General features: G+C 60.1%; 20 protein-coding genes. 12 read left to right on the top strand and 8 right to left on the bottom strand.

The features are described from left to right. Nucleotides 1-5: 5 nt before the first annotated feature. On the bottom strand, nt 6-2,003 hold the full coding sequence (gene tkt, locus BLU25_RS16660) for a transketolase (RefSeq protein ID WP_016782495.1): 1,998 nt from the start codon (nt 2,001-2,003) through the stop codon (nt 6-8). Between the two features lie 260 nt (nt 2,004-2,263). Between tkt and BLU25_RS16655 the strand changes: the two genes are divergently transcribed. The 3 genes from BLU25_RS16655 (at nt 2,264) to BLU25_RS16645 (ending at nt 5,054) form a co-directional block, all read left to right on the top strand. Then, nucleotides 2,264-3,259 (top strand): ArsR/SmtB family transcription factor, encoded by a 996-nt coding sequence (locus tag BLU25_RS16655; protein ID WP_029611610.1) that lies wholly within the window; start codon nt 2,264-2,266, stop codon nt 3,257-3,259. A 19-nt stretch (nt 3,260-3,278) separates the two neighbouring features. Beyond that, entirely contained in the window at nt 3,279-4,469 is a 1,191-nt protein-coding gene (metK, locus tag BLU25_RS16650) for a methionine adenosyltransferase (protein WP_016782497.1), read from the top strand. 189 nt (nt 4,470-4,658) lie between these two features. Further along, complete coding sequence (locus tag BLU25_RS16645) at nt 4,659-5,054, top strand: DUF1090 domain-containing protein (RefSeq protein ID WP_016782498.1); 396 nt, start codon at nt 4,659-4,661, stop codon at nt 5,052-5,054. A 137-nt stretch (nt 5,055-5,191) separates the two neighbouring features. Here the strand turns inward: BLU25_RS16645 and BLU25_RS16640 are convergent, their stop codons facing one another. Next, complete coding sequence (locus BLU25_RS16640) at nt 5,192-5,641, bottom strand: c-type cytochrome (protein WP_029611611.1); 450 nt, start codon at nt 5,639-5,641, stop codon at nt 5,192-5,194. A gap of 128 nt (nt 5,642-5,769) precedes the next feature. On the opposite strand from BLU25_RS16640, the gene mltA reads away from it, so the two are divergent. Continuing rightward, nucleotides 5,770-6,924: a murein transglycosylase A gene (gene mltA, locus BLU25_RS16635; RefSeq protein ID WP_016782500.1), complete on the top strand. Its 1,155-nt coding sequence runs from the start codon at nt 5,770-5,772 to the stop codon at nt 6,922-6,924. A gap of 136 nt (nt 6,925-7,060) precedes the next feature. On the opposite strand, the gene BLU25_RS16630 is transcribed toward mltA, so the two are convergent. Together BLU25_RS16630 and BLU25_RS16625 are read right to left on the bottom strand one after the other, a co-directional pair. Next, complete coding sequence (locus tag BLU25_RS16630; RefSeq protein ID WP_016782501.1) at nt 7,061-7,447, bottom strand: MAPEG family protein; 387 nt, start codon at nt 7,445-7,447, stop codon at nt 7,061-7,063. 13 nt (nt 7,448-7,460) lie between these two features. Continuing rightward, complete coding sequence (locus tag BLU25_RS16625; RefSeq protein WP_016782502.1) at nt 7,461-8,294, bottom strand: DMT family transporter; 834 nt, start codon at nt 8,292-8,294, stop codon at nt 7,461-7,463. Between the two features lie 199 nt (nt 8,295-8,493). Between BLU25_RS16625 and BLU25_RS16620 the strand changes: the two genes are divergently transcribed. The 3 genes from BLU25_RS16620 to BLU25_RS16610 all read left to right on the top strand — a co-directional run bounded on the left by BLU25_RS16620 (nt 8,494) and on the right by BLU25_RS16610 (nt 12,314). After that, nucleotides 8,494-9,753: a cation:proton antiporter gene (locus BLU25_RS16620; RefSeq protein WP_083369739.1), complete on the top strand. Its 1,260-nt coding sequence runs from the start codon at nt 8,494-8,496 to the stop codon at nt 9,751-9,753. A 198-nt stretch (nt 9,754-9,951) separates the two neighbouring features. Continuing rightward, nucleotides 9,952-10,326 (top strand): hypothetical protein, encoded by a 375-nt coding sequence (locus BLU25_RS16615; protein WP_016782504.1) that lies wholly within the window; start codon nt 9,952-9,954, stop codon nt 10,324-10,326. Continuing rightward, complete coding sequence (locus BLU25_RS16610; RefSeq protein ID WP_016782505.1) at nt 10,323-12,314, top strand: pyrroloquinoline quinone-dependent dehydrogenase; 1,992 nt, start codon at nt 10,323-10,325, stop codon at nt 12,312-12,314. The genes BLU25_RS16615 and BLU25_RS16610 overlap by 4 nt, the downstream gene beginning before the upstream one ends. Nucleotides 12,315-12,430: 116 nt before the next feature. On the opposite strand, the gene BLU25_RS16605 is transcribed toward BLU25_RS16610, so the two are convergent. After that, nucleotides 12,431-13,339, bottom strand: coding sequence for a LysR family transcriptional regulator (locus BLU25_RS16605; RefSeq protein WP_016782506.1), 909 nt, complete (start codon nt 13,337-13,339; stop codon nt 12,431-12,433). 108 nt (nt 13,340-13,447) lie between these two features. On the opposite strand from BLU25_RS16605, the gene BLU25_RS16600 reads away from it, so the two are divergent. The 3 genes from BLU25_RS16600 to BLU25_RS16590 are packed head-to-tail and all read left to right on the top strand — an operon-like array spanning nt 13,448 to nt 15,986. After that, on the top strand, nt 13,448-14,680 hold the full coding sequence (locus BLU25_RS16600) for a D-amino acid dehydrogenase (protein ID WP_016782507.1): 1,233 nt from the start codon (nt 13,448-13,450) through the stop codon (nt 14,678-14,680). A 30-nt stretch (nt 14,681-14,710) separates the two neighbouring features. After that, the gene (locus BLU25_RS16595) at nt 14,711-15,061 is read left to right on the top strand and encodes a RidA family protein (RefSeq protein ID WP_016782508.1); all 351 of its coding nucleotides are present in this window, start codon (nt 14,711-14,713) and stop codon (nt 15,059-15,061) included. Between the two features lie 22 nt (nt 15,062-15,083). Then, nucleotides 15,084-15,986, top strand: coding sequence for a transporter substrate-binding domain-containing protein (locus tag BLU25_RS16590; RefSeq protein WP_016782509.1), 903 nt, complete (start codon nt 15,084-15,086; stop codon nt 15,984-15,986). Nucleotides 15,987-16,168: 182 nt separating this feature from the next. Here BLU25_RS16590 and BLU25_RS16580 read toward each other — a convergent pair whose 3' ends face one another. Both BLU25_RS16580 and BLU25_RS16575 read right to left on the bottom strand, forming a co-directional pair. Then, a complete protein-coding gene (locus BLU25_RS16580) occupies nt 16,169-16,888 on the bottom strand; it encodes a 16S rRNA (uracil(1498)-N(3))-methyltransferase (protein ID WP_016782510.1) in 720 nt (239 codons plus the stop codon). Nucleotides 16,889-17,024: 136 nt separating this feature from the next. Beyond that, complete coding sequence (locus BLU25_RS16575; RefSeq protein ID WP_016782511.1) at nt 17,025-18,431, bottom strand: adenosylmethionine--8-amino-7-oxononanoate transaminase; 1,407 nt, start codon at nt 18,429-18,431, stop codon at nt 17,025-17,027. Between the two features lie 272 nt (nt 18,432-18,703). Here BLU25_RS16575 and BLU25_RS16570 point away from each other — a divergent pair, with 272 nt between their 5' ends. Together BLU25_RS16570 and BLU25_RS16565 are read left to right on the top strand one after the other, a co-directional pair. Further along, nucleotides 18,704-19,255, top strand: a complete 552-nt coding sequence (locus BLU25_RS16570; protein ID WP_016782512.1) for a cytochrome b — start codon at nt 18,704-18,706, stop codon at nt 19,253-19,255. Between the two features lie 32 nt (nt 19,256-19,287). After that, the gene (locus BLU25_RS16565) at nt 19,288-19,863 is read left to right on the top strand and encodes a YceI family protein (RefSeq protein WP_016782513.1); all 576 of its coding nucleotides are present in this window, start codon (nt 19,288-19,290) and stop codon (nt 19,861-19,863) included. Nucleotides 19,864-20,022: 159 nt separating this feature from the next. Here BLU25_RS16565 and BLU25_RS16560 read toward each other — a convergent pair whose 3' ends face one another. Continuing rightward, nucleotides 20,023-21,873: a DEAD/DEAH box helicase gene (locus tag BLU25_RS16560; RefSeq protein ID WP_016782514.1), complete on the bottom strand. Its 1,851-nt coding sequence runs from the start codon at nt 21,871-21,873 to the stop codon at nt 20,023-20,025. Between the last annotated feature and the right edge of the window lie 176 nt (nt 21,874-22,049).

Genomic DNA, 22,049 nt, shown 5'->3' with positions numbered 1-22,049 from the left:
CCGAATCAGTCTTCCAGCAGTTCGTCAGCCTGACCCAGGATGTTTTCCAGGGTGAAACCGAACTCTTCGAACAAGGCAGGCGCAGGCGCCGACTCGCCGTAGGTGGTCATGCCGATCACGCGGCCTTCCAGGCCCACGTACTTGTACCAGTAGTCAGCGTGGGACGCTTCGATGGCGATACGGGCGCTTACCTGCAGCGGCAGAACCGACTGCTTGTAGCCTGCATCCTGAGCTTCGTACACGCTGGTGCATGGCATCGACACCACACGAACCTTGCGGCCCTGCTCGGTCAGTTTTTCCCAGGCCTGAACAGCCAGGCCCACTTCGGAACCGGCCGAGATCAGGATCAGCTCAGGCTCGCCTGCGCAGTCCTTGAGCACGTAGCCACCACGGTTGATATCGGCAATCTGGCCGGCATCACGGGTCTGGTGGTTGAGGTTCTGGCGCGAGAAGATCAACGCGGACGGGCCGTCGTTGCGCTCCAGGGCGTATTTCCAGGCAGCTGCGGATTCCACCGCATCGGCCGGGCGCCAGGTGTCCAGGTTCGGCGTAGTACGCAGGCTGGTCAGTTGCTCGATTGGCTGGTGAGTCGGGCCGTCTTCGCCCAGGCCGATGGAGTCGTGGGTGAACACATAGATCACGCGCTGCTTCATCAGGGCCGACATGCGGATGGCGTTGCGGGCGTATTCCATGAACATCAGGAAGGTCGCGCCGTAAGGCACCAGGCCGCCGTGCAGGGCAACGCCGTTCATGATGGCGCTCATGCCGAACTCGCGTACACCGTAGTACACGTAGTTGCCGCTGGCGTCTTCAGCCGATACGCCTTTGCAGCCTTTCCAGAGGGTCAGGTTGGAACCGGCCAGGTCAGCAGAGCCGCCCAGCAGTTCTGGCAGCAACGGGCCAAAGGCGTTCAGGGCGTTCTGGCTGGCTTTGCGGCTGGCGATGGTTTCGCCTTTGGCAGCGACTTCAGCGATGTAGGCGTTGGCCTTGGCATCGAAGTCAGCTGGCAGCTTGCCGCTCAGGCGACGGGACAGCTCGGCGGCCAGTTCCGGGAACTCGGCAGCGTAGGCAGCGAAGCGCTTGTCCCACTCGGACTCAACCGCAGCACCGACTTCCTTGGCATCCCATTCGGCGTAGATATCAGCCGGGATTTCAAACGGGCCGTGGTTCCAGTTCAGGGCCTTGCGGGTCAGGGCGATTTCGTCGTTGCCCAGCGGAGCACCGTGGCAGTCTTCCTTGCCCTGCTTGTTCGGCGAACCGAAACCGATGGTGGTCTTGCAGCAGATCAGCGTTGGTTTGTCGCTTTTGCGTGCGGTTTCGATGGCAGTCTTGATTTCTTCCGGGTCGTGACCGTCAACGTTGCGGATCACTTGCCAGTTGTAGGCTTCGAAACGCTTTGGCGTGTCGTCGGTGAACCAGCCTTCCACTTCGCCATCGATGGAGATGCCGTTGTCGTCGTAGAACGCGATCAGTTTGCTCAGGCCCAGGGTGCCGGCCAGCGAGCCAACTTCGTGGGAAATGCCTTCCATCATGCAGCCATCACCCAGGAACACATAGGTGTGGTGATCGACAACATTATGGCCAGGACGGTTGAACTGCGCGCCCATGACTTTTTCGGCCAGGGCAAAGCCCACGGCGTTGGCCAGGCCCTGACCCAACGGGCCAGTGGTGGTTTCAACGCCCGGCGTGTAGCCCAGCTCCGGGTGGCCCGGGGTGCGGCTGTGCAGCTGGCGGAAGTTTTTCAGGTCGTCGATCGACAGGTCATAGCCGGTCAGGTGCAACAACGAGTAGATCAGCATCGAACCATGGCCGTTGGACAGCACGAAGCGGTCACGGTCAGCGAACGAAGGATTGCTCGGGTTGTGCTTCAGATAATCCCGCCACAGTACTTCGGCGATATCAGCCATACCCATAGGGGCACCTGGATGGCCGCTGTTGGCTTTTTGCACGGCATCCATGCTGAGTGCACGAATGGCGTTGGCACGCTCACGACGGCTGGGCATCGCTGTTCTCCTGGGTATTGAAAGTTAAATCGAAACGGAAAAAAGGCGAGCATTTTCCCTCACCCACCCCCTCGGGGCAATGACAGATAGTCAGCTGAAACGTTTTTCCTTTGTTCAGGCGGCCAATCTGTTAAGGATCGGACATTTCATTTCGTTAATACGCACATCTGACCCGACAAACGCGCCATTTATCGACCAATATCAAAAAGTTTTGATATTGAACTTGCGGGGGCTTGAGCGGGTAACTAGACTGCGGCCCCATGAACTTACGCGTGCCTTCAATCCGCCATGACGATTGCGACGAGCTCTCCGCCCTGTGCAAGGCTGGAGGCGATCCGCTGCGACTCAATGTGCTGCGCGCGTTGGCCAACGATTCGTTTGGTGTGCTGGAGCTGGCGCAGATTTTCGCCACCGGCCAGTCCGGCATGAGCCACCACCTCAAGGTGCTGTCCCAGGCGCGGCTGGTTGCAACCCGGCGCGAAGGCAACGCGATTTTTTATCGCCGCGCCCTGCCCCATACCGAACAACTGGGCGGCAAATTGCATGCAGCACTGCTGGAAGAGGTCGATAACCTGACCTTGCCCGCTGAAGTACAGGCGCGCATCAGCGCCGTACACGGCCAACGTGCAGCCGCCAGCCAGGACTTTTTCTCACGCATAGCCGAGAAATTTCGCGCTCAACAGGATTTGATCGCCGGCTTGCCGCAATACCGGGACAGTGTTTTAACCCTGCTCGACAAGCTGAGTTTCAGTCCGGCGGCCACGGCCCTGGAAGTCGGCCCCGGCGATGGCAGCTTTTTGCCCGACCTGGCCCGCCGCTTTCAGCAGGTCACGGCGCTGGACAACAGCCCGGTGATGCTGGAGCTGGCCCGTCAGGTGTGTGAGCGCGAGTCACTGAACAACGTCAGCCTGATCCTGGCCGACGCGTTGCACGAAGCACCGCTGCAGGTCGATTGCGTCGTGGTGAACATGGTCTTGCACCATTTCGCCGCGCCGGCCGAGGCACTCAAGCAACTGGCAACCTTGCTGCAACCGGGCGGTAGCCTGCTGGTAACAGAGTTGTGCAGCCATAATCAGGCGTGGGCCCGCGAGGCCTGCGGGGATTTGTGGCTGGGTTTTGAACAAGATGATCTGGCCCATTGGGCCACCGCTGCGGGACTCGTTCCCGGGGAAAGCCTCTATGTAGGCTTACGTAATGGTTTCCAGCTTCAGGTCCGCCACTTTCAGCGGCCAGCTGGCGACACTCACCATCGGTAAATATTAGGAAACCGTCGAGATGAGCGAATACTCCCTTTTCACCTCCGAGTCCGTGTCTGAAGGGCATCCGGACAAAATCGCCGACCAGATTTCTGACGCGGTGCTGGACGCCATCATTGCTGAAGACAAGTTCGCCCGTGTGGCGTGCGAGACTCTGGTGAAAACCGGCGTAGCAATCATCGCCGGCGAAGTGACCACTTCGGCCTGGGTTGACCTGGAGCAGATCGTTCGTGACGTGATCACCGACATCGGCTACACCAGCTCCGACGTCGGCTTCGACGGCGCGACCTGCGGCGTGATGAACATCATCGGCAAGCAGTCCCCTGACATCAACCAGGGTGTTGACCGTGCCAAGCCTGAAGATCAGGGCGCCGGCGACCAGGGCCTGATGTTCGGCTACGCCAGCAACGAAACCGACGTGCTGATGCCGGCACCGATCACCTTCTCCCACCAGTTGGTGCAGCGCCAGGCCGAAGCCCGCAAGTCCGGCCTGCTGCCGTGGTTGCGCCCGGATGCCAAGTCCCAGGTCACTTGCCGCTACGAAGGCGGCAAGGTTGTGGCCATCGACGCCATCGTGCTGTCGACCCAGCACAACCCGGAAGTGTCGTACAAAGACCTGCGCGAAGGCGTGATGGAACTGATCGTCAAGCATGTGCTGCCAGCCGAGCTGCTGCACAAGGACACCCAGTTCCACATCAACCCGACTGGCCAGTTCATCATCGGTGGCCCGGTTGGCGACTGCGGCCTGACCGGTCGCAAGATCATCGTTGACACCTACGGCGGCATGGCCCGTCACGGTGGCGGCGCGTTCTCGGGCAAGGATCCGTCCAAGGTTGACCGTTCCGCAGCCTACGCCGGTCGTTATGTAGCCAAAAACATCGTGGCTGCAGGCCTGGCTGATCGTTGCGAGATCCAGGTTTCCTACGCTATCGGCGTCGCACAACCGACTTCGATTTCGTTGAACACCTTCGGCACTGGCAAAATCAGCGACGACAAGATCATCAAGCTGGTGCGTGACGTGTTCGACCTGCGTCCATACGCCATCACCACCATGCTCGACCTGCTGCACCCGATGTACCAGGAAACTGCCGCTTACGGTCACTTCGGCCGCACGCCGCAGACCAAGACAGTGGGCAACGATACCTTCACCACGTTTACGTGGGAGCGTACCGACCGCGCTGAAGAACTGCGCGCCGCTGCTGGTTTGTAAGTAAAACCTGCTGCACCAAAAGCCCCGCACAGGCAACTGTTCGGGGCTTTTTGCTGCTGGCGGGCAGCGCCCGACGGATTGCTTGCGTGCGGATGCTGCTAACATCCACGGTTTGGATCCGCCAAAACGCTCTTGTGTAGCGTTTTTTTCAGCCTTATTTAATTGTCATCTTTGGTCATGGAGCTTTTTATGAAATTACTTTCACCGCTCGCCCTGTTTACTGTTTGCGGCCTGTTGGCTGCCCCGCTGATGGCCGCTGATGCAGCCCCGGAACTGACCGGCTGTGCGGCCAAGAAGCAGGCCATTACCCTGCAACTGGAGCAGGCGCGTGCCCACGGCAATAGCAACCAGGTGGCCGGTCTTGAAAAAGCCCTGAGCGAAGTTCAAGCCCATTGCACCGACGCGGGCCTGCGCAAGGAACGCGAAAACAAGGTGCTGGAAGCCAAGCATGAAGTCAGCAAGCGCCAGGCAGACCTGGACAAGGCCATGAAGAAAGGCGACCCGGAAAAAATCGACAAGCGCAAAAACAAGCTGGCCGAATCGCGCAAAGAGTTGCAGGAAGCGCTGGATCAGCTGGACAAGTAATACGCCCTGTAGGAGCGGGCTCGTTGTGGGAGCGGGCTTGCTCGCGATGGGATCGCTGCGGTCTGCCTGACAGATCGCGTCGCCTGCATCGCGAGCAAGCCCGCTCCCACAGCAGGTGGGTACCGGCTCAACTTTACTCAGTGATTCCTGAATGCCTTGTGGCACGCACTGCAGGTGTCTTCGACCTTCTGCACTGCCGGCATCAGGTTGCTGGCTTTGTAGGGCTGCACCTGGCTGGCGATCACCAGCTCACCCGTAGCAGCCTCCAACTGGCGCGCCAGCTCCTGAAAACGTGCCTGCTTTTGCCAGACATCATCAGTAGCGCTGGTTTGATCGCTCTCTTTGACTTGAGGGAAATGCTTCCACGGTTCGTAAGCCAAGGCATCCAGCTTGATCGCGCCCTCGGTAAAGCGCGGGCCATCGAACGGAATTCGACCCCGCAACATGCCGCCCAGGTCTTCACTGGTCTTTAGCATTTGCTTGAAAATCGCTTTACGCTGGCCCAGCGGCGAATCGGGATCAACCCCGCCACACGCCGTCAGCGTCAGGCAGGCCAGCACTACAACAGTCAATCGTTTAAGAGTCATGGTGGCTTCAGGTCACGGAAATCGGCCGCCAGTATCCTCGTGTCACCTGCAAAGACCAATACCCTTATTAAATATACGGTTTGCCTTGACGGCCATCAGACCTCGGCAGCCTTGAAGGAACAGCGTCAATGAACAGATTTTTCAAACCACTGGCCTGGGCGCTGCCCGTTGTCATGTTGCTGGCCGGATGCAACGGCACCGACAAGGACGCAGACAAGAATGCCGTCAAGCCTGAGCCGCACACCACCTACAGCAAAGCCGACTGGAGTGCCCTGCCGGAAGTGACGGGCAGTGACCTGCAAAGCGGCTTCGCCTCATGGCGCAGTGCCTGTACCCGCCTCAAGGCGGATGCCAACTGGGGACCGGTCTGCACCGACGCTGCGGCATTGCCTGCCAGCCCGAGCGTGGCTGAAATCAGCAATTTCTTGCAAACCCACCTCGACGTGTACAGCCTGCGCTCGGCCGAAGGCAGCAGTGAGGGCCTGATCACCGGTTATTACGAACCCGTTTACCCGGGCAGCCTCAAACCCACCCAAGCGGCCAATGTGCCAATCTATGGCGTGCCCACTGACCTGATCGTGGTCAACCTGGACAGCATTTACCCCGAACTCAAGGGCAAGCGCCTGCGCGGTCGCCTCGAAGGTCGCGTGCTCAAGCCTTACGACACCGCCGAGACCATCAACAGCAAAGGCCTGGACGCCCCGGTACTGGCGTGGCTGACCGACCCGATGGACCTGCAGTTCCTGCAGATCCAGGGTTCTGGCCGGGTCCAGCTCGACAATGGCCGTCAACTGCGCATCGGCTACGCCGACCAGAACGGCCACCCGTACAAACCGATTGGCCGCTGGCTGGTCGAGCAAGGCGAACTGAAGAAAGAAGACGTCACGATGGGCACCATTCACGCCTGGGCAATGGCCAACCCGCAGCGTGTCCACGAGATGCTGGCCAGCAACCCGAGCTACGTGTTCTTCACTCAGAACCCCGACAGCAACGAAGGCCCGCGCGGCTCGCTGAACGTGCCGCTGACCGCCGGTTACAGCGTGGCAGTTGACCGCAAGGTGATCCCGCTGGGCAGCCTGTTGTGGTTGTCGACCACCCAGGCCAACGGCCAGCCCATCGTGCGCCCGGTTGCCGCCCAGGACACCGGCGGCGCGATTGCCGGCGAAGTGCGTGCCGACTTCTTTGTAGGCACGGGCCCCGAGGCAGGGCAAATTGCAGGCGACATGAAACAGAAAGGCAATATCTGGCTGCTGTGGCCTAAAGGGGCGGCGTTGCCGTTGTAAGAGCACCTGCTGGCCATAGAATCCGACTTTTGTGGGAGCGGGCTTGCCCGCGATGCTGACGATGCGGTTCGCCTGATGCACCGCGTCGAGGCCATCGCGAGCAAGCCCGCTCCCACAGGCAGTGTGGAGATTGCGTTTACATCGACACAAAAAAGAAGCTGACTACCAGCCCCATGCCGATAAACCACACGATCGAACGCAGCAGCGCCCAGTCGGCCAGGTAACAGATGATGTAGAGCATGCGGCTGGTGACAAACAACACCGCCAGCACATCGATGGTCACCGGCTGGGCGTTGCCCACGATATCGGCAATGATCACTGCCGCGGCAAACGCCGGGGTTACTTCAAAGCTGTTGAGCTGGGCGCTGTGGGCGCGCTTGGCAAAACCCTGCAGGCCGTCGAGAAACGTACGCGGATCATGGTTCTGTTTAGGCCCGAACTTGCCATCACTGAACTTGGCAAACGCAGTGCACACATAGGTCAGGCAGAAGGCAATCAGTACACACCAGAAGGCAACCGTCATTGGAATTTCCTTTTTAGAGTTTCATCACGAGCATGCCGATCAGCACCAGCCCACAGGCTAAGAGCCTCGGTCCGCCGAAAGGTTCTTTGAGGTAACGCATACCGAACAGCACCACCAGAATCACGCTGACTTCACGCAGCGCCGCCGCCTCGGCAATCGAGCCCAGTTGCATGGCCCACAGCACCAGCGCATAGCTGGCCAGCACGCAAACCCCCACCGCCACACCCAAGCGCCATTGCGTGCGCCAGAACAGCTGGAACGCAGCACGCTTGCGGGTAACGGCCAACAGCGGAAACGGCCAGGCACTGAGCAATGTGACCCATACCAGATAATCCAGCGGATGGGGCCAGCGCCGGATCGCCTGCCCGTCCAGGAAGGTATAGCAACCGATGCACAGGCCGATCAGCGCCACCACCGGCAACATCGACCAGGGCAGGCGATCACCGCCACCGCCCTGCCACAACAAGCAGGCCATGCCGCACGGAATCAGCAGAATGCCAATGATCTGCTGCCCGCTCAGCACTTCACCGGCAAAGGTCAGGGTCAGCGCCAGCACCACCAGCGGCGAAAGCCCGCGCATCAACGGGTACACCAGCCCCAGGTCGCCCACCCGATAAGCGCGGATCAGCAGCACCCGGTACACCAGCTCGAAAAACACCGAAGCCAGAATCCACGGCCAGATATCCGCTGGCGGCCATTGCGCAAAACCCACCAGCACCGCCACGACCACCAACGCCACCGTGTCCATGCAGGCGATCACCAGCAAACGCTCACCGCTGAACTTGATCAGCGTGTTCCAGATCGCATGCAACACCGCCGCGACCAACACCAATACCGTTGCCAGCACCGCAGACTCCTTATTGTTATCAACCTGCGACAGCCGCAAGCGCCACCATGCAACCTCAGAGCTACATTGTGGTCAATGACCTCGCACTTCGCGTCCCTTTGCCACACCCCCGGGATGTGCCCCTGGTGCCCGTTTTTGCATCCAAACATGACCCGAACCCGTCGGGTTTCCATTCACTCTCGCCACCACAGGATCCCGGATGCTTGAGCTTGTTGCTGCGTTTATCTGCCTGACTTCACTACTGACTTATGTGAACTTCCGCTTTATCGGCCTGCCGCCGACGATTGGCGTGATGGTCACCGCCCTGATGTTTTCCCTGCTGTTGCAAGGCTTGAGCTTCCTCGGTTACCCGGGGCTGGAAGAGCGCGTGCAGGAGCTTATCGGCCAGATCGACTTCGGCGACCTGCTGATGAACTGGATGCTGTCGTTCCTGCTGTTTGCCGGCGCGCTGCATGTGAATTTCAACGACGTGCGCAGCTATCGCTGGCCTATTGGCCTGCTGGCGACGGTCGGCGTATTGATCGCCACCACGGTGATCGGCAGCCTGGCGTACTGGATTTTCGGCCTGTTCGGCTGGCATATCAGCTTCCTGTACTGCCTGCTGTTCGGTGCTCTGATCTCCCCCACCGACCCGATTGCCGTGCTCGGTGTGCTGCGCACCGCCAACGCTTCCAAGCCGCTGAAAACCACCATCGTCGGTGAGTCGCTGTTCAATGACGGCACCGCCGTTGTGGTGTTCACCGTGTTGCTGGGTATCGTGCAGCTGGGTGAAACCCCGAGCCTGAGCGCCACGGCCATGCTGTTTGCCCATGAAGCCATTGGCGGCGTGGTGTTCGGTGGCCTGATCGGTTATCTGGTGTACCGCATGATCAAGAGCATCGAGCAATACCAGATCGAAGTGATGCTGACGTTGGCCCTGGTGATTGGTGGCTCGGCCATGGCCAGTGAGCTGCATGTCTCGGCGCCGATTGCGATGGTGGTGGCTGGTTTGATCATCGGTAACCTGGGCCGCAACAAGGCCATGAACGAGATGACCCGTCGCTATATGGACGGCTTTTGGGAATTGCTCGATGACATGCTCAATGCCCTGTTGTTTGCGCTGATTGGCATGGAGCTGTTGCTGCTGCCGTTCTCGTGGCTGCATTTGCTGGCTGCCAGCGGCCTGGCCGTGGCCATTTTGCTGTCGCGCCTGCTGACCGTTGCACCGGCCATTGTCTTGCTGCGTCGCTGGCGCACCGTGCCCCGCGGCACCATCCGCATCCTCACCTGGGGCGGCCTGCGTGGCGGTGTTTCGGTGGCGCTGGCCCTGGCCTTGCCACTGGGCCCGGAACGCGACCTGATCCTGAGTATTACCTATATCGTGGTGCTGTCCTCGATCCTGTTCCAGGGTTTGACCATCGGCAAACTGGTCAAGCATGTGACCAAGGATGCGCCGGTGGAGGCTGAGCAGGCGCACTGACACTCACATTTCCTGTGGGAGCGGGCTTGCCCGCGAGGGCATCTACTCGGTCTGTCAAAGAGACCGAGCCGCCTGTATCGCGAGCAAGCCCGCTCCCACAAAGATTCCTGCGGTTTGCATCATCCCGGCGATTTCCCCCGCCTTGGCTACACTCACTCTCCGTAATGCCCTCGGGCATGTATCGCTAAGGAGAAAGGGATGAGTACTTCTGCTGCCTACGCACCGCCCAGGCGCCAACTGGGCGCCCATATCATGATCATCGCGGCTCTGGCCGCCCTGGCCATTACGGCAGGGCGATTCTTTATGCCCCTGTCCGGCGTGACGGGCTCCGGCGGAGCGATGACTACGATGTTTGCCGAATTAGTGTTGTTCGTTCTGGGCGTGCTGCTGGTCAAGACCGGTGCAGGCGGCTTGCGTAACTTCATCCTGTTCCTGGGTTGGGCCGGGGTCATCGGCACCCTTTTTGCCGCCAGCCTGCTGCATGGTTGGTGGACGGTGATCGCCCTGCTGGTCTACGCCGTGGGTGTTGTCATCGAAACCTTTGGCCCCAAGCCATCAAGGAGCGCGCTATGAACGGGATCAAGAAGCACTTTTTGACAGCACCGACGCTGTGCTTGCTGGCCGGGGTATCCAATGCCTACGCCCAGGACACCTACACCGTACCGCCGCCGTTGCTGGCTCCGTCGAGCATATCTGCCGAAGCTGCCAAAATTCCGATCCCCAGCGGTAAAGAATGGGACAGCTTCCACGGCCAGCTCAGCTCGCAGAAGTACTCGCCCCTGACTCAAATCAACAAGGACAACGTCGGTAAGCTGACCAAGGTCTGGCAGTATTTTACCGGCGACATGTCCACCGGCACCGGCAAAATCCCGCCATCGGTGTGGTCTGCCACGCCCATTTTTGCCAATGACACGCTGTACGTCGGCACGCCGTTCTACCGGATCATCGCCCTTGAGCCCGAGACCGGCAAAGAGAAGTGGACCTACGACACCAAGTCGCCCCTGGTGGCCGAAACCCAGCCCGCGCTGAAGTCACGCGGCGTGGCCTACTGGCAGGAAAAAAACCCGCAAGCGGGGGTGGCCTGTCAGAAGGTCGTGTACCTGGGCAATATGACCGCGCAGCTGTACGCGGTGGATGCCGATACCGGCAAACCCTGCGAAGGCTTCGGCAAAAACGGCGTGGTCGACGTCAACCAGTGGAACAAGGTCAACGCCAAATGGCCGTTGTCGCAGCTGCAGCCACCCACTGTTATCGGTGACAAGCTGATCGTCGGCTGGGCCGGTAAAGACTGGGAATACGAAGTTGAATCACCGGGCTCGCTGTTTGCCCTCAATGCCCGTACCGGCGAGCTGGAGTGGGAGTTCAAGCCGATCCCGGATGAAGAGGCCGGCAAAACCGGTACCGCCAATATCTGGACCGCGATGTCCTATGACCCGGCCCTTGGCCTGCTCTACATTCCTGTGTCCTCGCCTTCGCCCAACTACTGGGGCGGCAACCGGGCCAAACCGATTCCGCTGGGCACCTCGACCACCGCGCTGGATATCAATACCGGCAAGGTCGTCTGGTCTCGTCAGTGGGTTCACCATGACCTGTGGGACTACGATATCAACTCCGCGCCGACGCTGATGGACATTAACGTCAATGGCAAGCCTGTAGCGGCGTTGGTGCAAGCGACCAAAATGGGCTTCCTGTTCACCGTTGACCGCCGCACCGGCGAAGACGTATGGCCGATCGAAGAGCGCCCGGTGCCAAAAGGCGACGCCGACGGCGAGGTGTATTCGCCAACCCAACCGTTCCCGACCAAGCCTGCGCCGCTGCTGGACCAGTCGAAAAAACCGGCCATCTGGAAAATCGCCGATATCGTCGGTTTCGGCCAGTGCAGCAAAATGTGGGACGGCCTGGAATACAACGGCATGTACTCGCCGCCATCCACCAAGGGCAACGGCGTACTGGCCTACCCGGACAGTGCCGGTGGCGTGCAATGGGGTGGGGTAGCGTTTGACCCGGTGAGCCAGGTGGCGATCGTCAACACCTCGCATATCGTGCAGATGATCAAGCTGTGGGATCGTGCTTCCTACGATAAACAGCCTAAAGATTCTGGCAACGAAAACGGCTTCTACCCACAGATCGGCGCGCCGTATGGCATGAGTTTGCTCAATGCGCAGAACTGGGCAGGCATGCCGTGCTGGGCACCGCCTTTCGGTGAAATCGTGGCCATCAACATGAACACTGGTGACGTGAAATGGCGTCGGCCGATGGGTGCCGTGCAGCAGTGGGGCTGGTACATGCCTGAAAGCATGGGCTCACCGACTATTGGTGGTCCTGCGGTGACCGCAGGCGGCCTGGTGTTTATCGGTGCGTCGATGGATGCCAAGGTGCGCGCTTACTCCCTGGATGACGGCAAGGAGCTGTGGTCGGATATCGTCATGGCCCCTGCAGTCGCCAACCCCGCCGTGTATGAATACAAGGGCCGGCAGTACGTGGCGTTTGTGGCGGGTGGCAACTCGATCCTGAAAGATCAGGTGGGCGATCAGGTGGTGGTGTACGCCTTGCCGAAGTAACTCCCGCCCCACCTGTGGGAGCGGGCTTGCTCGCGATGGTATCGATGCGGTTCAACAATAAAACCGCGCCGTCTGTATCGCGAGCAAGCCCGCTCCCACGAGGTTAATTCGCGTTATCAACCCGCCAACCGCTGCAACTGTTCACTGGCATGCTCTGCGAACAGTTGCAGCAACCCTTCCAGCGTATGCGCCGGGGCCTCATCGGCCCGGGTCAGCGCATACAGCGTAATCGGCAGCGCCGGGCTCAAGGGCCGGATCACGGTACTCGCCCGCGATGCACCCAACGCGGTAAACGGATCGATCACCGCCAGCCCCGCACCCGACTCCACCATCGCCCGCGCCAGTGAATAGGTCTGCACCGCAATGCTGATGCGTGGCGGCGGCTCTACCGCCTGCAGGTAATTGTCCAGGCGGGCAAACAGCGGATCGGCACTGCTCAACCCGATCAACGGTGCATCCGCCAACTCATTCAGGGCGAGGGGCAGGCCTTCGCTTTCATCCGCCCAGTAGCCCCGCGGGGCCAGCGCCACCAGCACACCGTGGGCCAACGCCCGAGCCTTGAGCCCGGGGTGATCAGGCAACTTGAAGGTCAGGGCCACATCCAGCTCGCGCATCAACAGGTTTTGCACCAGTTCCCGACTATGGGCACTGGCCAGCTCACAGTTGATATCGGGGTAACGCCGCGTCCACTCACTGATCACCGGCGGCAACAGCGCCAACGCCAGCGCCGGCGTACTGCCGATCCGCAAACGCTGGCCCGGCTCACGGCGCAGGCTTTGCGCCAGGCGCTGCACGCCTTGCAGGCTCTCAGTCACCTTGTCGACTTCGCGCTCCAGCAACAGCGCCTCGGGAGTGGGCTGCAACTTACCGCGCACGCGTAAAAACAGAGGGAAACCCAAGCGCTGCTCGGCGTGTTGCAGCACCTTGCTCACCGCAGGCTGTGATACATGCAGCAACTGCGCAGCCGCACTGACAGAACCGGTTTGGCGAATCGCCTGGAACACTTCGATATGACGCAAGCGCATGGCAGCAGTCCATAACCTTTGTTTATGGGATGACCATCTTTATTCATTGTTCGCCGCCTGTCACCTGCCCCTACTCTGAAGCCCGAACAACAAGGGTTAAGGACTGACATGGCACAGCGAGTTTGCATCATCGGCGGGGGCGTCATCGGGCTGGCCACAGCGTATGCCCTGGTGCGCGACGGCTTTGAAGTGACGCTTATCGAGGCCCGGCCGACCCTGGGCAGCCAGACCAGCTTCGCCAATGGCGGCCAACTTTCCTACCGCTATGTAGCACCGCTGGCCGATGCCGGCGTGCCGTGGCAAGCGATGGGCTGGATGTTGCGCGGTGACTCGCCCCTCAAGCTGCGCCCACGCATGGACCCGGCGCAATGGCGCTGGCTCGCCTCGTTTGTTGCTGCCTGCCGTGGCTCGGTGAACCAGCGTAATGGAGCACATTTGCTGCGCCTGGCGTTACTCAGCCAGGCCACGCTGCAACAATGGCGCGAAGAAGATCAGCTGGGCGATTTCGCCTGGCAGCGCAACGGCAAACTGGTGGCGTTCCGTGAACGCGGCAACTTTGAAAAGGCCCGCAAAAAAGTTATCCACAGCTCATTTCAACAGGCGCTGACTGCCGGCGAGTGCGCCAGCCTGGAACCCGGCCTGCAAGGCTCGGCATTTGTCGGCGGTATCTACACCCCCAGCGAAGAAGTCGGGGATTGCCATGCGTTCTGTCAGCAACTGGCCGCCCGCTTGCAGGCCAGTGGCCGTTGCACCTTTATGCTGGGTAAAACCGTTACCCGCCTTCGTCACGCCAACGGTGCCGTAGAGGCAGTAGAAATGGGCAACGAGGTTCTGCCCGTGGACCAACTGGTGCTCGCCGCCGGGCACAACAGCCCGGCCCTGCGCCTGCCGGGGCTGCACTTGCCGTTGTACCCGCTCAAGGGTTACAGCCTCACGTTGGCCCTGACCGACCCGCAAAAAGCACCACATGTGAGCATCACCGACTACGACCGCAAAATTGTCTATGCGCGTATCGGCGAACAACTGCGCATCGCCGCTATGGTCGACATCGTCGGCTTCGACCCCGCGCCGGACCCCAGGCGCCTGGCGCAAATGCGCCAACTGGCCAGCAGTACTTTCCCGGAAGCGGGCAACTATCAAACCGCGATCGAATGGGCTGGCATGCGCCCTGCAACCCCCAGCGGCGTGCCCATCCTGGGTGCCAGCGGTTATCGCAACCTGTGGCTCAACCTGGGCCACGGCGCCCTGGGCTTTACCCTGGCCTGTGGCAGCGGGCGCTTGCTCAGCGAGCTGATTGCACAACGCAAAACCTCCATTGACATGCAAGGCCTGGCCGCCTGAGTGCGCCAGCCCGTCCAGAAGGAAAGCCCGATGACCATTCAACGCATCAACAGCAATGACCGTTTGAGCGCCGCCGCAACGTTTGAAGCCCTGGTATTCCTGTCCGGACAGGTGCCCACGCAAAGCGAGGACATTACCGCACAGACACAAGAAGTGCTGAGCAAGATCGACGCCCTGCTGGCCGAAACTGGCAGCGACAAAGACCACATCGTTAACGCCACCATTTACCTGCAAAACATCCAGCGCGACTTTGCGGCGATGAATGCCGTGTGGTCAGCCTGGCTGTCGGCAGGCAAGGCACCCACCCGCACCACCCTGCAGGCGGAGCTGGCGCGGGCCGAGGTATTGGTGGAAATCAGCGTGATTGCAGTTCGTCATTAACCTGAGTGAGGGGAAAACAACAATGAAAAAACTGACCTTGATCGGTTGTACTCTGGGCCTGTTGATCAGCCATACCGTGCACGCCAACGAAGCCCCGCTGCAGGGCACGCTGAAAAAAATTGCCGACTCGGGAAGTATTACCCTGGGTTATCGCGATGCGTCAGTGCCGTTCTCCTATGTCGGCGATAACAGCGGCAAGCCCATGGGCTATTCGGTGGAACTGGCCAACAAGATTGTCGAGCGCATCCAGCAGCAAGTCGGCGGCAAGCCGCTGAAGATCAAATACAATCTGGTAACCTCGCAAACCCGCATCCCGCTGGTGCAGAACGGCACGGTCGACCTGGAATGCGGCTCAACCGGCGTGACCGCCGAACGGCAAAAGCAGGTGGCATTTTCCTATGGCTTTATTTACGTCAAAGGCCAACTGCTGACCGCCAAGGACAGCGGCATCAAGGGCTTCGATGATTTGCGCGACAAAAACGTGGTGACAACAGCGGGCACCACCAACGAGCGCTTTATCAAAAGCTACAGCGCCGACCACAAAATGGGCATGAACGTGATCAGCGCCAAAGATCATGGTGAAGCCTTCAAGATGCTCGAAACCGGCCGCGCCGTGGCGTTCTATATGGACGATGCGCTGCTCTACGGCGAGCGGGCCAAAGCCCGTGATCCGCACAAATGGGTAGTCGTAGGGGATGAGCAATCCCGGGAAATCTACAGCTGCATGGTGCGCAAGGACGACCCGCAGTTCCTGGCCGTGGTCAACAAGACCCTGGCCGACCTGTATCAGTCCGGGGAAATCACCGGCATTTACCAGCGCTGGTTCGAACAACCTATCCCGCCCAATGGCCTGAACCTGGAGTTCCCGATGACCGCCGAGCTGAAGCAGATCATCGCCACACCGGTCAGTGACCCGGTGGAGTAGGTGTGAAGCTGAAAGGTGCAAGGGCGCGAAATCTTCTCGGATGCTTTACGAGAGTGAAGGCCACGCCTTTGTGGGAGCGGGCTTGCTCGCGATGCAGCCGCCGCGGTTTGTCTGGATAACCGCGTCGATCCAATCGCGAGCAAGCCCGCTCCCACAAAAATAAAAAAAGGGCTAAGGCTGACTTAAAAGTCACCCCACAACTGCTGCGCCACGGCCAGGGCTACCACCGGTGCGGTTTCAGTGCGCAGCACCCGTGGGCCAAGGCGTGCAGGCTGGTAGCCGGCGGCCTGGGCCTGATCGATTTCGTTGTCGGTCAGACCGCCTTCGGGGCCGATCAGGAACGCCAGGCGCGCAGGCTTGGCGTGGCTGGCCAAGGGTTCTGATACCGGGTGCAGTACCAGCTTGAGGTCGGCTTCGGTGGTTTTGATCCAGTCGCCGAGTAGCACCGGCGGATGGATCACCGGCACCCGCGAGCGACCGCATTGCTCACAGGCGCTGATCGCCACTTGCCGCCAGTGGGCCAGGCGCTTGTCGGCGCGTTCGTCCTTGAGCCGCACTTCGCAGCGCTCGCTCATGATCGGGGTGATTTCAGTCACACCCAGCTCGGTGGCCTTCTGAATCGCCCAGTCCATGCGCTCGCCACGGGACAGGCCCTGACCGAGGTGGATGGCCAGGGGCGACTCGACTTGCCCGGCAAAGGTTTCGTCGAGCAGCACACGCACGCGTTTTTTGCCGACTTCCAGCAAACGCCCCAGAAATTCCTGACCCGAGCCGTCGAACACTTGCAGGGCATCGCCCTCGGCCATGCGCAGCACGCGGCCAATGTAGTGGGCCTGGGCTTCAGGCAGTTCGTGCTCACCGAGACTCAAGGGGGCGTCGATAAAGAAGCGGGACAATCTCATTTAAATTCTCTGAAAATTCGGGTGCTAATGTGGGAGCGGGCTTGCTCGCGATTGTATCTACGCGGTGATTCAAACACACCGCGCAGCCTGCATCGCGAGCAAGCCCGCTCCCACAGGAGATACAGTACGGCCCGGTTTAACCCGGATCGCGGAAGTCCGGGTGAAAGTTCGACGGCACGGCCACGCTGATGTCGCTGCGGGTCGCGATGTCGATCCCTTCACTGGCCACTTCGGCCAAAAAGTCGATCTGCTCGGGGGTGATCACGTATGGCGGCAAGAAATACACCACGCTGCCCAGCGGACGCAACAGCGCACCGCGTTCCAGGGCGTGCTGGAAGACTTTCAGCCCGCGGCGTTCCTGCCACGGGTAGGCGGTTTTGCTGGCCTTGTCCTGAACCATTTCAATGGCCAGCACCATACCGGTCTGACGCACTTCCGAGACATGGGCATGGTCTGCCAGGTGCGCCGTCGCACTCGCCATGCGTTGAGCCAAGGCCTTGTTGTTTTCGATGACGTTGTCTTCTTCGAAAATATCCAGCGTGGCCAATGCAGCTGCACAAGCCAGCGGATTGCCCGTGTAGCTGTGGGAATGCAGGAAGGCGCGCAAGGTCGGGTAGTCGTCGTAGAACGCGCTGTACACCTCGTCCGTGGTCATGCAGGCCGCCAACGGCAAATAGCCACCGGTCAGGGCCTTGGACAGGCACAGGAAGTCCGGCGTGATGCCCGCCTGCTCGCAGGCGAACATAGTGCCGGTGCGGCCAAAGCCCACGGCGATTTCATCGAGGATCAAGTGCACGCCGTAACGGTCACAGGCCTCACGCAGCAGCGTGAGGTACACCGGGTGGTACATGCGCATGCCGCCCGCGCCCTGGATCAGCGGCTCGACGATCACCGCAGCCACCGTGTCGTGATTTTCGGCGAGCGTCTGTTCCATCGCCAAAAACATCGTGCGCGAATGCGCTTCCCAGCTCACGCCCTCAGGGCGCAGGTAGCAGTCGGGGCTCGGCACCTTGATGGTGTCGAGCAGCAACGCCTTGTAAGTCTCGGTGAACAGCGGCACATCGCCCACCGCCATCGCGGCCATGGTTTCGCCGTGGTAGCTGTTGGTCAGGGTCACGAAGCGTTTTTTGTTCGGCTGCTCGCGGTTGAGCCAGTAGTGAAAGCTCATCTTCAGCGCGACTTCGATGCACGACGAACCGTTATCGGCATAGAAGCAACGGGTCAGGCCTTCAGGTGTCATCTTGACCAGGCGCTCGGACAGCTCGATCACCGGCTGGTGGCTGAAACCTGCAAGGATCACATGTTCCAACTGATCGACCTGATCCTTGATGCGCTGGTTGATCCGCGAGTTGCAGTGGCCAAACACGTTGACCCACCAGGAACTCACGGCATCGAGGTAGCGCTTGCCTTCAAAGTCTTCCAGCCACACGCCTTCGCCGCGCTTGATCGGGATCAAGGGCAGTTGTTCGTGATCTTTCATTTGGGTGCAGGGATGCCACAACACGGCAAGGTCGCGTTGCATCCACTGGTTATTCAGGCCCATTTCCACTCTCCTGGCGCTGGCTCCCGGCGTGTGCGGGCAAACAAGAATGCAAGCCTATGCAATGCGCAGGCGTGTAACAACCTATTACGTTTACTCCGTATTCAAAGACGGCCTTGGGCACCCACAGGCAACACAAATATTGTTAACGTTTGCTTAACGTTTGACTCTCAGGCTTCAGATCGTATTTATCGATAGCTTGCAGCAAAAAAATGAGCTTTCAATCGATAGGTAAACCATTAGTCTTAGGCCCAAGTTCCTACAGGATGTTGGTCATGCAGCTACGTAACTCTTCTTCTCGCTATGGTGCCGTCAGCATCTTCATGCACTGGTCTGTTGCGTTGGCGGTGTTCGGGTTGTTCGCACTGGGTTTGTGGATGGTCGGTCTGGACTACTACAGCCCTTGGCGCAAAGAAGCGCCTGACCTGCATAAAAGCATTGGTCTGACGCTATTCGCTGTAATGCTGCTACGCGTTGTATGGATCTGGTTCAGCCCGGCACCACCGGCACTGGCCAGTTACAGCCGGGCAACACGAATCGGTGCCAAACTCGGGCATGGTTTTTTGTATCTGGGTTTGTTTGCCGTGATGATCGCCGGTTACCTGATTTCCACCTCTGAAGGCGTGGGCATCCCGGTTTTCGGTCTGTTTGAAGTGCCTGCACTGATTTCCAACCTGCCTGACCAGGCCGATGTGGCGGGTGTCGTGCATCTGTACCTGGCATGGGCCGTGGTAATTTTTGCAGGGCTTCATGGTCTGGTTGCTTTGAAACACCACTTTATTGATCGTGATGCGACCCTGACTCGTATGCTGGGGCGCAAAGCCTGATGCTCAACCTCAACTCAAAAGGAATAGAACGCATGTTGAAAAAGACCCTCGCTGCGCTGGCTCTCGGTACTGCAATGCTGACCGCAGGTCAGGCCATGGCTGCTGACTACACCATCGACAAGGAAGGCCAGCACGCCTTTATCGACTGGAAAGTCAGCCACCTGGGCTTCAGCTTCATTCACGGTACTTTCAAGGACTGGAGCGGCACTTTCTCGTGGGATGCAGCCAAACCTGCCGACAGCAAGATTGACGTGACCCTGAAAACCGCCAGCCTGTTTTCCAACCACGCCGAACGTGACAAGCACATCGCCAGCAAAGATTTCCTGGACGTGAGCAAGTACCCGGAAGCAACCTTCAAGTCGACCAAGGTTGTGCCGACTGGCGAAAATACAGCTGACGTGACAGGCGACCTGACCCTGCACGGTGTGACCAAGCCTGTAACCTTCAAGGCAACGTTCAACGGTGAAGGCAAGGATCCGTGGGGCGGCGAGCGTGCTGGTTTCAACGCGACCACCACCATCAACCTGCAGGATTTCGGCATCAAGTCCCCAAGCAAGGACCAGACTCTGAGCCTGGATATCTCGCTGGAAGGCGTGAAAGCCAAGTAATAGCGCTTTTATACGGCTAAAAAAAACGCCCCGGCTTGTGAAAGCCGGGGCGTTTTTTTGTGTGCTGTCGTAGGAGCGGGCTTGCTCGCGATTGGATCGCCTCGGTGTAGCCGTTAACCCGAGGTGCCTGAATCGCGAGCAAGCCCGCTCCCACAATTTTTAGCGGTTGCGGGTCAGCAGCGCTGGCTTCTCGCCACGAGGACGGTTCGGCAGTTGATCGAGCTGCTCAGGCGTCGGGAAGCGATCGCTTTTCGACTCTTTGTGCATGATCTTTGGCTGGTTCTCGCGTGGGCCTTTTACCGCGGGCTCTTGACGGGCATCGTCACGGGCCGGGCGGTTTTCGCGACGGGCCTGGCCGTCACGCGGAGCGCCACTGCGTGGACCGCTGCGCTTGGCAGGCGGAGTGCCAGTGCTGGCGCCGCTGCCGGTACGCGGACCGTTCTGACGACCACCGGTACGACCAGCTGGCGCAGCGCCAGTGCCTGTACCCTGTGCCGGCGCGCCCGGGCGACGGCCACGGCTCTGGTTGTTCTTGTTCTGGTACGGGCTGACGTAATCAGCGCGGTTACCAAAGTTATCCACATCGTCATCCCGGAACTCGTCCGGCGCGCGGTTGGCGTCGGCACGAGGGGTTGGCTGACGCTGTTCACGGGCAGGCTGAGCTTCGCGTGGCTTTTGCTCACGAGCTGGACGCTCGCTGCGAGCAGCTGCCGGCTTCTCTTTGCTCTTTTCCTTGCCCTTGTCCTTGCGGCCACCGCCGCCGCCATTACCCGGGCCATCACCACGCGGGCCGCGCGGCGGGTTGCGCGGGTTACGCACATCCGGACGCTCGCGCACTTCAGGCTTCTCGGCCTCAACGCTGCTGGCGTCAAAACCCATCAGGTCGCCATCGGCGATTTTCTGCTTGGTCATGCGCTCGATGCTTTTCAGCAGTTTCTCTTCGTCCGGAGCCACCAGCGAGATCGCTTCGCCCGAACGACCGGCACGGCCAGTACGGCCGATACGGTGAACGTAGTCTTCGTCGACGTTTGGCAGCTCGAAGTTGACCACGTGTGGCAACTGGTCGATATCCAGGCCGCGAGCGGCGATATCGGTGGCTACCAGGATGCGTACGGAACCGGCTTTAAAGTCAGCCAGGGCCTTGGTCCGTGCGTTCTGGCTCTTGTTACCGTGGATGGCCACAGCGCTGAGGCCGTGCTTGTCCAGGTACTCGGCCAGGCGGTTTGCGCCGTGCTTGGTACGCGTGAACACCAGAACCTGTTCCCAGGCGCCAGCGGTGATCAAGTGCGCCAACAAGGCACGCTTGTGCGTGGCAGGCAGGCGGAATACCCGTTGCTCGATACGCTCGACCGTGGTGTTCGGCGGCGTGACTTCGATGCGCTCCGGGTTGCGCAGCAGCTTGCCGGCCAGATCGGTGATGTCCTTGGAGAACGTCGCCGAAAACAGCAGGTTCTGACGCTTGGACGGCAGACGGGCGAGGACTTTTTTCACGTCATGGACGAAGCCCATGTCGAGCATCCGGTCGGCTTCGTCGAGCACCAGAATTTCAACGTGGGACAGGTCAACGCTGCCTTGGCCGGCCAGGTCGAGCAAACGACCCGGGCAGGCAACCAGTACGTCAACACCGCGGGCCAGGGCCTGAACCTGCGGGTTGGTACCCACACCGCCGAAAACGCAGGCACTGACGAACTTCAAGTCGCGGGCATAGAGCTTGAAGCTCTCGTGCACCTGGGCGGCGAGTTCGCGGGTAGGCGTCAGGACCAGCACGCGTGGTTGGCGTGGGCCGTGGCGCTGGGATTTGTCCGGGTGGCCATTGGGAAACAGCTTTTCCAGGATCGGAAGAGCGAAGCCGCCGGTTTTACCAGTACCTGTCTGAGCCGCAACCATCAGGTCGCGACCTTGCAACACGGCGGGAATGGCCCGCTGTTGCACCGGAGTAGGCTCGGTATAGCCCGCAGCTTCAATGGCGCGGACTAAAGCCTCGGAGAGACCGAGGGAAGCAAAGGACATGAGAAATCCTGTTCTAGTTAGGGCTTGGCCCAAAGGGATAGTCTTGCCTGGCGTGAATGGCGTTTAAGATGACGCAATCCCGTCCGGTCCTGCTCCAGTCCACAAGGCTCATTCGCACCGCTCGCGCGGGCAAGAGCTGCGCAGTAGCGGGGTTGAGTGGCTTGTACAAGGACGAG

Origin of the sequence: Pseudomonas fragi, from assembly GCF_900105835.1 — a bacterium.
Lineage (GTDB): Bacteria > Pseudomonadota > Gammaproteobacteria > Pseudomonadales > Pseudomonadaceae > Aquipseudomonas > Aquipseudomonas fragi.
Note: the sequence above shows the minus strand (reverse complement) of the source record. Positions and strands in the feature narration are given on the sequence as shown.

Excerpts from the sequence above, each read along its gene's own strand:
- BLU25_RS16570 (WP_016782512.1), top strand. The coding sequence starts at position 18,704 with ATGCAGCTACGTAACTCTTCTTCTCGCTATGGTGCCGTCAGCATCTTC.
- BLU25_RS16580 (WP_016782510.1), bottom strand. The coding sequence starts at position 16,888 with ATGAGATTGTCCCGCTTCTTTATCGACGCCCCCTTGAGTCTCGGTGAG.
- mltA (WP_016782500.1), top strand. The coding sequence starts at position 5,770 with ATGAACAGATTTTTCAAACCACTGGCCTGGGCGCTGCCCGTTGTCATG.
- BLU25_RS16575 (WP_016782511.1), bottom strand. The coding sequence starts at position 18,431 with ATGGGCCTGAATAACCAGTGGATGCAACGCGACCTTGCCGTGTTGTGG.
- BLU25_RS16590 (WP_016782509.1), top strand. The coding sequence starts at position 15,084 with ATGAAAAAACTGACCTTGATCGGTTGTACTCTGGGCCTGTTGATCAGC.
- BLU25_RS16560 (WP_016782514.1), bottom strand. The coding sequence starts at position 21,873 with ATGTCCTTTGCTTCCCTCGGTCTCTCCGAGGCTTTAGTCCGCGCCATT.
- BLU25_RS16620 (WP_083369739.1), top strand. The coding sequence starts at position 8,494 with ATGCTTGAGCTTGTTGCTGCGTTTATCTGCCTGACTTCACTACTGACT.
- BLU25_RS16640 (WP_029611611.1), bottom strand. The coding sequence starts at position 5,641 with ATGACTCTTAAACGATTGACTGTTGTAGTGCTGGCCTGCCTGACGCTG.
- BLU25_RS16645 (WP_016782498.1), top strand. The coding sequence starts at position 4,659 with ATGAAATTACTTTCACCGCTCGCCCTGTTTACTGTTTGCGGCCTGTTG.
- BLU25_RS16655 (WP_029611610.1), top strand. The coding sequence starts at position 2,264 with ATGAACTTACGCGTGCCTTCAATCCGCCATGACGATTGCGACGAGCTC.
- BLU25_RS16600 (WP_016782507.1), top strand. The coding sequence starts at position 13,448 with ATGGCACAGCGAGTTTGCATCATCGGCGGGGGCGTCATCGGGCTGGCC.
- BLU25_RS16610 (WP_016782505.1), top strand. The coding sequence starts at position 10,323 with ATGAACGGGATCAAGAAGCACTTTTTGACAGCACCGACGCTGTGCTTG.
- tkt (WP_016782495.1), bottom strand. The coding sequence starts at position 2,003 with ATGCCCAGCCGTCGTGAGCGTGCCAACGCCATTCGTGCACTCAGCATG.
- BLU25_RS16595 (WP_016782508.1), top strand. The coding sequence starts at position 14,711 with ATGACCATTCAACGCATCAACAGCAATGACCGTTTGAGCGCCGCCGCA.
- metK (WP_016782497.1), top strand. The coding sequence starts at position 3,279 with ATGAGCGAATACTCCCTTTTCACCTCCGAGTCCGTGTCTGAAGGGCAT.
- BLU25_RS16565 (WP_016782513.1), top strand. The coding sequence starts at position 19,288 with ATGTTGAAAAAGACCCTCGCTGCGCTGGCTCTCGGTACTGCAATGCTG.
- BLU25_RS16630 (WP_016782501.1), bottom strand. The coding sequence starts at position 7,447 with ATGACGGTTGCCTTCTGGTGTGTACTGATTGCCTTCTGCCTGACCTAT.
- BLU25_RS16615 (WP_016782504.1), top strand. The coding sequence starts at position 9,952 with ATGAGTACTTCTGCTGCCTACGCACCGCCCAGGCGCCAACTGGGCGCC.
- BLU25_RS16605 (WP_016782506.1), bottom strand. The coding sequence starts at position 13,339 with ATGCGCTTGCGTCATATCGAAGTGTTCCAGGCGATTCGCCAAACCGGT.